Below are 12,788 nucleotides of genomic sequence, written 5' to 3' on the forward strand. Positions count from 1 at the left end.
TAGTAGCGCATTATTCAGCCGTTCGCTTGTTGGCAATTTTGACGAACGGGAAATAGATGATAATCGCTACCACAATACAAATGATCTGAGTTACGACGGCGCCAATGCTTCCGCCTGTAGACAGGTAGGCATTAATAATAGGCGGAGTAGTCCATGGAACCATGACGACGGCCTTACCTGCAAATCCAAGCAACGTCGAAAAGTAGCCAATCGTTCCTGTGATAAGCGGAGTAATAATGAAAGGGATAGCCATCAATGGATTCAACATAATCGGAAGTCCGAAAATGACAGGCTCGTTAATATTAAACAGGCCCGGTCCAAACGAAAGCTTGGTAATTTCCTTCATATCCTCACGCTTGGAGGCGATCATAATACAAATCAAAAGGGCCAGTGTAATCCCTGAACCACCGATACTCATGTATACGTCCCAGAAAGGCATCGTAATAATGTTCGGAATCGGCAGTCCTTGCTCATAAGCAGTCATGTTGACGGTAATCGCTCCAAGCAGCAGAGGTTCACGAATCGGCTTTACCATTTGGTTCCCATGAATGCCGATCACCCAAAAGATTTGCGCAACCAGCATCAGTACCAGTATACCCGGCAGTCCTTGCACCACGGTCTCCAGAGGTTTTTGCACCACATTATAGACGGCATCATACAGGTAGAGACCCGTAAATTTATGAAAGAAGAATCCAAGCATCGAGAAGACAGTCACCGTAATGATGGTTGGAATGAGTGCAGAGAAAGAAACAGCCACATTGCTGGGAACACTTTCAGGCATTTTAATTTTTAGCTTATCGGACTTGCCCAGCTTGCTGTACAGCTCAACGGATAGAATGCTTATGAAAATACCTAAAAACAAGCTTTTGGTATCCGTAAACTGGCGGGCTATGACATCCGTTACTTTTTGCATTTCTCCGTTAACCATCAACTCTATCGTGGTTGGCGTCACAGATATAAAGCAGATCACAGCGAGTAGTCCTGGAAAGAGATTTTTCTCCCCGTTAATTTTTCCTAGCTCCAGACCAATCATGAAAATAGCCAGGATGGTAAGGATATTCAAGCTGGCATAGTTAATACCTGAGAAAATCGGTTTGTACTCTGCCAGGAAGGAGAAAGGTTTAAAATGGGCCAGACCATTTACCGGGTCCATCACCATATTGGAAATCAGAACAGCAAAGGCACCCACAATGATGACAGGCATTAATGTGATAAAGGCTGATTTGATCGCTATAATATATTTAAAATTGTTGATTGCATTTGCCACTGATGTGAGGCCGTCAACCAGTTTGTCTTTGAAAGCCATGGGATAGCGCCCCTCCCTCTACGATTTTGGTACGAATTGATCAATACGTTCATACAGGTCTACAAACTCTGAGGCCATATCTCGAATGGTGATGGCATTCATCAAATGATCTTGAGCATGTACCATCATGACCGACATCTCTGTTTTTTCACCCGCTGCTTCCTTATTAATGATTCTGGTTTGAATTTTGTGGGAGGACACCAGTTCTTTTTTAGCTGAGGCTAATTCTTCTTTGGCTTCCTGAAACTTTCCCGCCTTTGCAAGCTCAATCGCCTCCATGGCAGAGCTGCGTGCATTCCCAGCGTATAATATAATTTGGAATACAATTTCTGTATCATCCATGCCCTCCATACTCACGTCGTGCTCTGTAGTTTCATCATTATTCATGTTTTTTATCTCCCTTCAAAAGCTGCCTTCTTTAGCATTATAATTTGGAATCGCTTTCAATTTAACGCATACTTTTTCCGCTTCTTAACGGAAAAATCGTCTCTTCTAAATGACTTCTTCATCACCAAAAAAGGAGAGACCCCCGCCTTGCAGGCTTCAGGTTCCTCCTTTGTATTACATATTGCTAATATTCAGCTATTTATATGCAGCACTTCTACGAATTCCGTGTACGTTTTGCAGCGGATAAGCTGTTGGACGAGCTTTTCATTATTTAAGATTTCAAGCAAAATATGATACATACTCTGTAAATCTTCTGATTTGGTGCGCTGTATGCAGAGCATACAGATAAACTGTACCGGTTTGCCATCCCAATCGATGGCTTTTTGTAATGTACAGATGGCCCAAAACGTGGAATCAGCGAAAGGTTCCATCGGATGCGGGATCGCGACAAAATTGCCAAATGAAGTTGGGGAAACAGCTTCACGCTCTACCACAGATTGCAGCAGGGGGCCTTTCACAAGATCGGCTTCGTGTATTTTTGCGGCTATAAATTCAAGCACTTGGAGTTTGTTATCAAACTTCTGCTGAAGAAAAACCAATTTTTTTCGTACATACTGCACAGCAGGAAGTCTTGCCTCTGAGATTGCTTGTTCAATTTTAGTGATATCGGAACCGCCCAAAAATGTATTCACATGTATCATGGGTACAGAAAGCGGTTCTGAAATGGGGATCGTGCTAATGACAAAGTCCAGTGTGTCCAACGGCATTTGTTTAAGCTTATAAAATTCAGTGGTTCCCACGATATCCAACCTGGAACCGAAAACCGATTGAAGCTTATAATACAGCAGCTTTGCGCTGCCGAGTCCAGAAGCACATACGATCATGCACCTCTTGGGTGCGCCCTCCATTTTCTTTCTTTCCATCGCGACTCCGATATGAATGGCTAAATACCCAATTTCATTTTCCTCGATGTGTATATGAAGCCGTTGCTTGATGACTTCCGCAGCAATGATACCTGCTTCAAAGGCAAGCGGGTAATTGGCTTTGATTTCATCGAGCATAGGATTACGCAAATTCATTCCGTATTGATAGCGGTTAATGACCGGTTTGAGGTGAAGGCAAAAAGCAATCAGCAATTCCTTGTCGTTGTGAATGTTCATTTTCAACTGCTGATCAATTTGATCCAGTATTTCAATAGTCAGTTCGTAGATATCTTTATCAATGATCTTTTTAATCTCCACTTCATCCATATGGGCACTAACGACTGTTCTTACACCCAGCAAATGCACAGCAATGTACGCAACTTCAACAAGCGGAAAGGAGTGCTTCATGTTTTGTTCCAAAGCGGATACGATCTCAGTCGCCACCATAAACTCTTTCTGCGCTTCAATTTTTTTCATCTCTTGAGGATAATACGAAACATACCTTTCTTCACGAATGCGCTTACATGCTATAGCAATATGAATGACCAGATTGTTCAAAGCAATGTCCGACAACTGAATATCATTGAATTCAATACGATCCAGAATCACTTCTCTTATGAATACCATCTCTTCGTTAGAGATCAGAGGAGGGTGGGACATCTGCTGCTCGCCTATTTCATCTGTTCTACTAAATATATAGTCAGAAATGCAATAACGCAGCTTGGCCTCGTTACCTTTGACTCGAATGCCATGATACGGTCTGTTCTCCAGAGAGAGTCCGTAAGTTGCCAGTAATTTGCGCAGTTCTTTGAGGTCATTCTGTAAAGTAGATCGACTAACATACAGAATTTCAGCTAAATCATCAAGCTTGATATATGCATTGGTGAGCAGCAGCTTTTTCATTAAATAACGATTTCTGGCTTCTGAAGAATTCGCTAATGGATAAGGCACATGATTTTCATAAACCTTTAATTGCTTCAGCAGATGATGAAATGCTTGCTCGTCCCGAATCTCTAACTTGTAGCCCGTTCCTTTAAGGGGTTTGACTGCTGCTCCATGCTTCGACAACAGCGCACCCAATTCCTTTAAATCCGTTCGTATGGTTCGAGAGGATACCTTCAATACATTTGCCAAGTGTTCTCCGTTGACCATCTGTTCTGCAACCAATATACGAAGAATATCAAAAATACGCAAAATGAGCCTCCTTCCATAGCAGTTCTGATGAACAGTATACAACGGTAGATTGGTTATGAAAAAGTGAAAAATTCGATTATACGATTGTATTGAAAAAGAGTGGTGTTGAGTATACAATTAAGATATAAGCAAATGATTATATAGAGAGAAGAGGTGGTCGTATTGGACCAACTGGCTTATGTAGCGGATCAATTAAAGCTATTGGGTGATAGAACACGGCTGACGATGCTCTCTTTGCTCCAAGAGAGGGAATGGTGTGTGTGCGAATTTGTCGAGATTTTTGATATTTCGCAACCGGGTATCAGCCAGCATCTAAGAAAGCTAAAGTCTCAAGGGATTGTAAAAGAAGCTCGACGCGGACAGTGGGTGTACTATTCTCTCAATGTGGAGGACAAGCCTCATATTCAAGCGGTCCTTCAATGTATGCCAGATGAGAAGCAAATTTTGAAGCTTTTAAATAAAGAAGAACCAACCGCTGCTTGCGGACCTGCTTCGAATTCCTGCTCCTGCTAAAGATTCGATGGAAAAGTTGCCTCTGTGAGCATGGGAAATGATGCCCAATATATAAGCATATGCTTATAAAATGATTTGATGTGATGATACATCTTGGATCGGAGGTTTGAGCGTGTTATCGGTTTTCTTGGCATGCGCTATTTTCCTGTTAACTTTGACGCTGGTGATCTGGCAGCCCAAGAACCTGTCTATTGGATGGTCAGCCTCTGCAGGAGCAATTTTGGCTCTGCTTGTTGGCGTGGTTCATATTCAAGATGTGTGGGAAGTAACCCTAATCGTGTGGAATGCCACGCTGGCTTTTGTAGCTATTATTCTCATTTCATTGGTGCTGGATAAGATCGGACTATTTGAATGGGCCGCTTTACATATGGCGAGGGCTGCGCAGGGAAGCGGGGTCCGGCTGTTTATGTATGTGACTTTGCTGGGAGCGGTGGTAGCTGCTTTTTTTGCAAATGATGGTGCCGCTTTGATCCTGACTCCCATTGTGCTGGCGATGGTACGGGCGCTCAAGTTTGAAGAAACAAGGGTATTCCCTTTTATCATAGCCAGCGGCTTTATTGCAGATACAGCTTCGCTTCCGCTCGTCGTCAGCAATTTGGTTAACATCGTGACCGCCAATTTCTTCAACATCACATTTATGGAGTATGCAGGCCGTATGATTATTCCGAATTTTTTTTCTATAGCTGCGAGCATGTTAGTGCTGTATCTCTTTTTCCGTAAAAGCATTCCAGGAAAGTTTGATGTTGCTCATGTAACGGTTCCTGCTAAAGCGATTAAGGATGCGAAAATGTTCCGGCTTTCCTGGATCTTCCTGTCCCTCCTGCTTGCAGGTTATCTGATCAGCGAATTTTTCAACATTCCAGTTTCGGTAATTGTGACAATCATTGCTGTTATTCTCTTATTTATTGCTCGTAAAAGTCCTGTGGTACCTGTAAAAGAAGTCATGAAAAGTGCGCCATGGGCCATCGTATTTTTCTCCATCGGGATGTACGTCGTAGTATACGGGTTGCGTAATGTGGGTTTGACAGATTTGCTAGCTCATTTTATTCAAGCGGCAGCAGACGAGGGGATGTTTGTGGCTACGATGGCTATGGGTTTTATGGCTGCTGTCATTTCGTCGGTGATGAACAACATGCCTACGGTCATGATTAATGCGTTGGCGATCCATGCTACGAACGCAACAGGAATGATCCGGGAGGCACTTGTTTACGCCAATGTAATCGGGTCGGATTTAGGGCCCAAGATGACACCCATTGGCTCCTTGGCTACGCTGCTCTGGCTGCATGTGCTTACTTCTAAAGGCATAAAGATTCGTTGGGGAACCTACTTTAAAACAGGTGTAATTCTGACCTTGCCTACGCTTTTTTTCACGCTTTTGGGTTTATATTTGTGGTTGACAATATTATGATTTAAACACTAAAGGAGACGATCATCATGGATAAAAAGACAATTTACTTCTTGTGTACTGGTAACTCTTGCCGTAGTCAGATAGCAGAAGGCTGGGCCAAAAAGGTTCTGGGCGATCACTGGAATGTATACAGCGCAGGCATTGAAGCGCATGGACTGAACCCGAAAGCTGTACAGGCGATGCAGGAAGTGGAGATTGATATTTCAGGGCAAACATCAGATATCATCAGCTCTGAACGGCTAAACTCCGCCGACTTGGTTGTGACCTTGTGCGGGGATGCAGCGGATAAATGTCCTGTTACGCCTCCTCATGTGCGCCGTGAGCACTGGGGTTTTGATGATCCAGCGAAAGCGCAGGGTACCGAAGAAGAAAAATGGGCCGTCTTCCAGCGTGTGCGTGATGAAATTGGGGTACGCATTCATAAGTTTGCTGAAACAGGAGAGTAAATAGGCAGGCCGCCTACCCGGCGGCTTTATTTTAGAATCATAGAACCCCTGTTCCACTTAAAATAATGGCGAGTATGATGAAGACCGCTCCTGTCCAGCTCACATAATCATATATCATGCTGAACCCTCCCTCTTGTTATCTTCTCTATCACCCCATTTAGTTTCCTTATCCTAGGTCATTCTGAGGCTAAACAAGATTTTCTTTCTATAACCTCTGTATTCACCAGAACCTGAGTATGATGCTCCTGATTGTTGTTAAGCCTCTCCATAAGCAACTTTACAGCAGTTTGGGCCAAAATATCCTTTTTCACATGAATGGTTGTGAGTTCCGGGCTAATGACCTTGGCCTCATGAATATTATCAAATCCCATAACAGAAATTTGTTCAGGCACGCGTATGTTCATGTCTTGAAACGTTTTAATGGCGCTGATCGCCATGTAATCATTTTCGCAAAATAATGCCGAAGGCAGCTCACCCAATTCATGAATAGCTGCTTTAAATGAATCCTGTGACATTACAAGCAGGGGATTCAAATCAAATGTAAGCCCATTTTCTATGGAAAGATTGTGTTCCTCCAAAGCTGCCATAAACCCTTCCTTTCGTTTTTTAAAGTTAAGAATTCTGGTACTGGATTGTACGTATCCTATTTTCTTGTGTCCTAACTGAATTAAATATTGACCTGCCTGATAGCCGCCAAGGTAGTTATTAATGGATACAAAACTGGCATCAATATGTTCAAAGCAGGTATCCAAAATAACGATATTGGAATGAATGGATTGTATAGAATAAATATCCTCGGAAGTTAAATTGGTGCCAAGCAGAAGCACCCCAGAGGAGGGGTGGTCTTTTTCCAGAGCAGATAATTCTTCTACAAGGCTATGGCTATCAAAAGACGAAAAAATAAGGGTGTTTCCATGTTCTCTCACCTGATTGGTAATATGATGAATTAATTCATTAAAAAATGGAAGCGAGTCATAATGCTCTGTTACGATGTCTGTATTTTTGCACGCAACAAAACGAATCACATTGTAATTTTTAGAGAATTCCTTGTTTGTCTTCATGGTTCGTGGTTTATATTCATGTTCTTCAGCGATTTTTAAAATATGCTGCTTCGTTTCTTCGCTAACTCCGGGCTTATTATTAAAAGCAAGAGAGACGGCAGATTTCGAAACACCGGCAAGCCTTGCAATATCATCAATTTTCAATGTGGATCCTCCTATTGGACTAAACTACATAAATTATAACATTATTATACGAGAAAGTTTAGTTTATAAACTAAACTAAACTAAAATGTGATAATTAAAAATATGTTGACCAATTATGATTTTTGATGTTAATATTCAGATGTAAAGCGCTTTAATTTAGTTTATTTTACGAAAAAAATATAAAATTAGTTTTTTAGTTTAGTTATATTTAGAAAAAAATTAAGAATGCAGCAAGGAAGGAAAGGTGATTCATTTGAGATTAAACATTGCTGAAGATCAAAGAAGTTTTACAAAAGAGGGAAACCCCTTTTTTTATTTGGCAGATACGGTTTGGAGCGTATTTACCAACGCGACGTTGGAGGAGTGGAGCGATTACCTTGACTATCGGAAGATGCAGGGCTTCAATGTGTTGCAAATTAACATGCTCCGACAATGGGATGCTAGTGAATCGGACTTGAACCTTCAGCCGTTTGCTTTAATGGAGAATGGAGATTTTGACTACCATACATTAAACGAAGCTTATTTTGATCGGGCAGAAGTCATGATTAAGATGGCTGTGGAGCGCGGATTTATTCCAGCTTTGGTCCTTCTGTGGTGTAACTATGTACCGGATACATGGGCTGATATGTTTCAGAAGGACAATAAAATGCCGTTTGAATGTATTGAAAGCTATGTAACGTATGCAGTAAGTCGATTTTCCCAATTTGATCCTATTTTTCTGATCAGCGGGGATACCGATTTTCCGACAGAACGTGCCAACGCCTACTATTTAAAGGCACTGGAAATTGTACAACAAGTAAGCCCGGAAAGCTTAACTACTCTCCACATTCAAGGAAGATTGAAAGAAATCCCAGAAGTTTTTGAAAAACACAATGGACTAGGATTTTATATGTATCAATCCGGGCATAATTCACAATTTCAATATGTATCTCATGAGATTGCCCAGCATTTTTATCATAAATCGGAAATACGGCCAGTCATTAATGGGGAACCATGCTATGAACAGATCAGTTATAGCCGTAATGTGTATGGCAGATATACTGCATTGGATGCCAGAAAAGCAGCATGGCAGAGTCTCCTTGCAGGTGGGGGAGCAGGAGTAACATACGGAGCGCACGGAATTTGGAGCTGGCATAAAAAAGGGAAGAAATTCGGCATCGTAGAAGGGGAAGGCTTTGATAGTCCCTATGATTGGAGAACAGCATTACGTTTTGAAGGTGCATGGGATTATTCATTTATTAAATATCTGTTTGAAATGTATAAGCTTGTTGGCATTAGGCCGCTGGATATTGTTCTAAATAAGACAGAAGAGATTAGAGCCGCCGGAAACGAGAATACCGTAGTTTTGTATATTCCGGTTAACACAAAGGTGCGGTTAAGCATCAATGTGCAGGATTACAAGTTTACAACGATTGATTTAGCGGAGAAACGATTTGCACAAACGGAGGTGTACGTTCAGGATGATCAATCCGTCATGGAAATGCATAGTTTTGAAAATGACGTCGTGATCATCGGGACAAAATAAAACAAAAGACGAACATGATGGCAGCTATGATCGTGGGTAAGCTTGCAGGCGGTATAAGCGTCATAATTGTCGCTGCTATTGCAAAAAGAAAATAGAGAGCGCATCCAAGAAGGAGTGAACATGTTGGATTACAAAAAAACAGCTAGCGACGTGTTGAGTGCAGTGGGAGGAAACGAAAATGTAAACAGTGTAATTCACTGTGTAACCCGATTGAGGTTTAAATTGAAGGATAATCAATTACCTGATAAGGAACAAATCAAGCAGATTGATGGCGTCATTACTGTCGTAGAAAGCGGCGGACAATTTCAGGTGGTCATTGGTAATGAGGTCCCTAAAGTATACGAAGCTCTTTTGGAGACGATGGGAGTAAAGCCGGATCAAGCGAGTCAAGAAGAGCAAAACAATGAGAAATCCAGTTTATTCAGCCGATTTGTCGATGTGATCTCAGGCGTGTTTATGCCCGTTGTTGGTGTGCTCGCCGCTGTAGGGATTCTAAAAGGACTGCTGGCCTTATGCACATCCCTGGGCTGGATGACGGATCAGATGGGCACATATAAAATTTTATATGCGACAGCAGACGCTATGTTTTATTTCTTTCCGATTATTCTAGGGTTTTCAGCAGGTAAAAAATTTGGAGGAAACCCGTACCTGTCTGCTGTTTTGGGGGCCGCCTTGGTGTATCCGACCATGACTTCCGCCTTTACGGATAAAACGGCGCTGTCCTTTTTGACCATACCTGTCGTTCTGATTAATTATACTTCTTCTGTTATACCTATCATTATTGGAGCGTTCTTGGCAGCTAAGGTCGAAAAAATGATAAGTAAGTATGCACCTGCCTCCATTAAAATGTTCATTGTGCCTTTGCTGACCTTGGTCATCATATCACCGATTGTTTTTCTGGTTGTCGGACCGATATCAACTATAATCAGCGATGGGTTAGCCAAAGGCTCTATGTGGATTTACCAGTTAAGTCCAGCTGTAGCTGGTCTCGTTCTGGCCGGGTTTTGGCAGGCCATTATTATCTTTGGTCTGCATTGGGCATTCATTCCAATTCTCCTGAATAATGTAGTTACGAACGGGTTTGATCCCATTAACGGAATGCTGTTCTGTACTACTTTTGCACAAACAGGTGCGGCCTTTGCTATCGCTTTGAAATCACGTGACCCTAAATTAAAGCCGATTGCGACTTCCGCGACGATTGCAGGCTTGATGGGGGTTACGGAACCAGCTATTTACGGGGTTACGCTACCTGCCAAAAAGCCGTTTATTTTAGCTTCCATTGCCGCAGGTATAGGGGGAGCCACGGCAGGTTTACTGGGATCAACGGCATATGGTTTTGCCTCCGGCGGCATTTTTGGTATTCCTCTGTTCATTAATCCAAAAGGCATAGATGCAGGTTTCATCGGCTTTATCATATCTTTGGTTGTGGCTTTTGTACTCGCATTTATCCTGACCTATCTTTTCGGCTATAAAAATGCTAAACCTGCGCCTGAGATTAAGGTTGCAGATGAAAGCAAAGAGGAGGACAAAGTGGTATTCAGTCCTCTAAACGGTGAATTGATTCCTTTAACCGCTGTAAATGATGAAGCTTTCTCAAGTGGTGCGATGGGTCAGGGGGCTGCTATTATTGCGAAAGATGGGGTAGCCTACGCACCTTTTAACGGAACTGTTGTTACCGTTTTCAAAACAAAACATGCAATCGGGCTTATTTCTGAGGATGGTGTTGAACTGCTCATTCACATTGGAATTAATACAGTAAGCCTGAAGGGAAAACATTTCACTTCTTTTGTCTCTGAAGGGGATGCCATTCAAAAAGGAGACAAGCTGGTTGAATTTGATCCCGAGGCTATAGCAGGTGAAGGATATGATCTCACCACATCCATCATTGTAACCAACTCAGCCGTGTACACGGATATCATCGTTGAAGGGAAAAAGGATATCCATGCTGGAGATTCGTTATTAAATATTAGATAGTTGCCAAATATAAAGTGCTAAAAAAGGAAATTCGTGAAGCTGACGATGACCGGTGTGTTAGATAACACGGGTTGTCGTCAGTTATTTTTTTAGGATAATGGTTTCTGTATCGCCTTGGAGACCTGCGCCGTTTTGCCACGTCCGGTCTGTTTATGATCTGAACAGGCAGATTGCGGCCAGCTTTTCATTATCTCCGGGCGAGAAAATATTTGAGCGGGAGACGTTTTTACGTCTCGTATCCCGATTGTCCTGCTTGTGAGAGAAGGGGCCGCTGTACCGCACATTCCACTGGCTCAAAGTACAGCGGATATGAACTGGAGCCAGATTGAATGGCGGATATACGAAGCACCGGGTAAACTCGAAGGTACAGAGTTTATTGCGATTCCCCAGGCACCCCGTACCCGTGGTGGTGGAAGTGGTGTTTGAAGCGGTCAACGGATGCATTACGGCAACTTCTGATGGAGTACAGACGGCAACATGGAAGGTGACTTTTTCGGACATTCGCTAAAATAATAAATTACCTCACGCCCAGCGCATTCATCATTTGCCGGAAGGATTGCACATATTTATCCGGTGCTAACAGGTCGACGATCCTTGTCAGCCCCTTCTGGCGAATGGATTCGCGTTGTGGCACGTTGTTCATCAGATCCAGTCCCTCCAATACCGCCTGCGAGATATTTCCTTGCGTATAAAATTTACCCGTTACGTTGTGGTCGATGAAGGTTCGCACCCCGTCAGAATCAGAGCTGAGTACGGGCAGCGGCAAGCCATGGCCTCAGCTACGGCGTACCCAAAACCCTCTACCAGCGAAGTGGACAACAGATACCCGCCTGAATCGCCAATCATGGAGTAATACAGAGGCATTTTGGCATGAGGCACGTTGTTGAAACGTTCTACAATGGAGGACAAGCCAAGCTGTGTAACCATGCTCTCGAAGTGTACCTGATCCTCTGGCTGCGAAAGGGTATTATCATAGAACATCCAGATGCGAAGATCTGGGCGGTTTTGCAGCATCCAGTAAGAGATATCGATAAAATGCCTCCAGTTTTTGTTCGGCTCCAGTCGCCCAACCCATGCAATGACCGGATTGATCGGAGGAGTGTTAGGTACATAATTAAATACGCTGGTATCCAGTACGTTTGGAAACACGTAACGCTTAAGCCACGGACACATGCTGGAAAATAGTTCGACCAGATGCGTAGTGGTGGGTAGTAGTACTGCATTGGCGTATCTTTGAAGTAACGGTGTGGCTTCGCCTACTACCAATGCAGCCTCCACATGCGGACCGAAGCCCTGTGATTCATAGATTAGGACACCCTGATAGCCCAAAATGCGCAGTTTTGCGAGCATCTGGTAATCCGACGAGACGACGATGGCATCGTAACGGTGAGTGTGTATCAGACTAGAAATATCTCCCTCGGAAGAAGTCATAAACACGGGAATATCTCCATGCAAGTTTTGCATCCCCGTACCCTGCTGATAGTAGAGAAGATGGCATTCAATCCCATTCTGGCTAAGCACCTTGCAGCGTTGGCGGTTCAAGGTTTCCACGCCGCCGCTGGGTATATAAAAGGTAAATAGAACTTTGATCTCAATAACCCCCTTCGGCCAATCGAAAGCTTCCTATTATCAAGGTATTCCAGCAAAAGGACGGGGTGTGGGTATCTATGGAGGCCTGGATTGAATCAGCATATAATTGTGGCTGAAGCGGGGATGCAAATGAATGTTAGGGCGAACCGTACAAGTTAACGAGTGTAAAAGCACAATCATTCGTTCACATTTTAGACATATTATTTTAAGCTTATATTTAAGTGACTTTAAGCTGGAGTTATATGTGTGGGATTAACATTAGAGTTTAAAAGTGTTGCCGTGGGATTCTCTTTGATTATATAAGACATGAGAAGGTA

At 43.0% G+C, this 12,788-nt stretch carries 10 protein-coding genes and 1 pseudogene; 6 read left to right on the top strand and 5 right to left on the bottom strand.

Translation table 11 applies throughout. The features are described from left to right. Window positions 1-10: 10 nt before the first annotated feature. The 3 genes from ASL14_RS18235 to ASL14_RS18245 form a co-directional block, all read right to left on the bottom strand. The gene (locus tag ASL14_RS18235) at window positions 11-1,306 is read right to left on the bottom strand and encodes a PTS sugar transporter subunit IIC (RefSeq protein ID WP_134912936.1); all 1,296 of its coding nucleotides are present in this window, start codon (window positions 1,304-1,306) and stop codon (window positions 11-13) included. An 18-nt stretch (window positions 1,307-1,324) separates the two neighbouring features. Beyond that, a complete protein-coding gene (locus ASL14_RS18240) occupies window positions 1,325-1,693 on the bottom strand; it encodes a PTS lactose/cellobiose transporter subunit IIA (protein ID WP_082067130.1) in 369 nt (122 codons plus the stop codon). Between the two features lie 191 nt (window positions 1,694-1,884). Then, a complete protein-coding gene (locus tag ASL14_RS18245; RefSeq protein WP_134912937.1) occupies window positions 1,885-3,810 on the bottom strand; it encodes a BglG family transcription antiterminator in 1,926 nt (641 codons plus the stop codon). Between the two features lie 162 nt (window positions 3,811-3,972). Here ASL14_RS18245 and ASL14_RS18250 point away from each other — a divergent pair, with 162 nt between their 5' ends. The 3 genes from ASL14_RS18250 to arsC all read left to right on the top strand — a co-directional run bounded on the left by ASL14_RS18250 (window position 3,973) and on the right by arsC (window position 6,177). Then, window positions 3,973-4,323 (top strand): ArsR/SmtB family transcription factor, encoded by a 351-nt coding sequence (locus ASL14_RS18250; RefSeq protein WP_134912938.1) that lies wholly within the window; start codon window positions 3,973-3,975, stop codon window positions 4,321-4,323. 112 nt (window positions 4,324-4,435) lie between these two features. Beyond that, window positions 4,436-5,731, top strand: a complete 1,296-nt coding sequence (locus ASL14_RS18255; protein WP_134912939.1) for an arsenic transporter — start codon at window positions 4,436-4,438, stop codon at window positions 5,729-5,731. A gap of 26 nt (window positions 5,732-5,757) precedes the next feature. Then, entirely contained in the window at window positions 5,758-6,177 is a 420-nt protein-coding gene (arsC, locus tag ASL14_RS18260; RefSeq protein ID WP_044645741.1) for an arsenate reductase (thioredoxin), read from the top strand. Window positions 6,178-6,353: 176 nt separating this feature from the next. Here the strand turns inward: arsC and ASL14_RS18265 are convergent, their stop codons facing one another. Then, window positions 6,354-7,382 (bottom strand): LacI family DNA-binding transcriptional regulator, encoded by a 1,029-nt coding sequence (locus tag ASL14_RS18265; RefSeq protein WP_134912940.1) that lies wholly within the window; start codon window positions 7,380-7,382, stop codon window positions 6,354-6,356. 244 nt (window positions 7,383-7,626) lie between these two features. Here ASL14_RS18265 and ASL14_RS18270 point away from each other — a divergent pair, with 244 nt between their 5' ends. From ASL14_RS18270 to ASL14_RS27445, 3 genes are all read left to right on the top strand, one after another. Further along, window positions 7,627-8,907 carry a glycoside hydrolase family 140 protein gene (locus ASL14_RS18270; RefSeq protein ID WP_134912941.1) on the top strand — a complete coding sequence of 427 codons (1,281 nt, stop codon included), beginning with the start codon at window positions 7,627-7,629 and terminating at the stop codon, window positions 8,905-8,907. 123 nt (window positions 8,908-9,030) lie between these two features. Beyond that, on the top strand, window positions 9,031-10,881 hold the full coding sequence (locus tag ASL14_RS18275) for a beta-glucoside-specific PTS transporter subunit IIABC (protein WP_134914570.1): 1,851 nt from the start codon (window positions 9,031-9,033) through the stop codon (window positions 10,879-10,881). A 255-nt stretch (window positions 10,882-11,136) separates the two neighbouring features. Next, complete coding sequence (locus tag ASL14_RS27445) at window positions 11,137-11,307, top strand: hypothetical protein (protein WP_189338172.1); 171 nt, start codon at window positions 11,137-11,139, stop codon at window positions 11,305-11,307. Between the two features lie 91 nt (window positions 11,308-11,398). Here ASL14_RS27445 and ASL14_RS18280 read toward each other — a convergent pair. After that, window positions 11,399-12,477 (bottom strand): annotated as a pseudogene (locus ASL14_RS18280) (glycosyltransferase family 4 protein). Window positions 12,478-12,788: the final 311 nt, after the last annotated feature.

The sequence above is a fragment of the Paenibacillus sp. IHB B 3084 genome, from assembly GCF_001447315.1.
In the GTDB taxonomy this organism is placed as follows: Bacteria; Bacillota; Bacilli; order Paenibacillales; family Paenibacillaceae; genus Paenibacillus.

Excerpts from the sequence above, each read along its gene's own strand:
- ASL14_RS18235 (WP_134912936.1), bottom strand. The coding sequence starts at position 1,306 with ATGGCTTTCAAAGACAAACTGGTTGACGGCCTCACATCAGTGGCAAAT.
- ASL14_RS18240 (WP_082067130.1), bottom strand. The coding sequence starts at position 1,693 with ATGAATAATGATGAAACTACAGAGCACGACGTGAGTATGGAGGGCATG.
- arsC (WP_044645741.1), top strand. The coding sequence starts at position 5,758 with ATGGATAAAAAGACAATTTACTTCTTGTGTACTGGTAACTCTTGCCGT.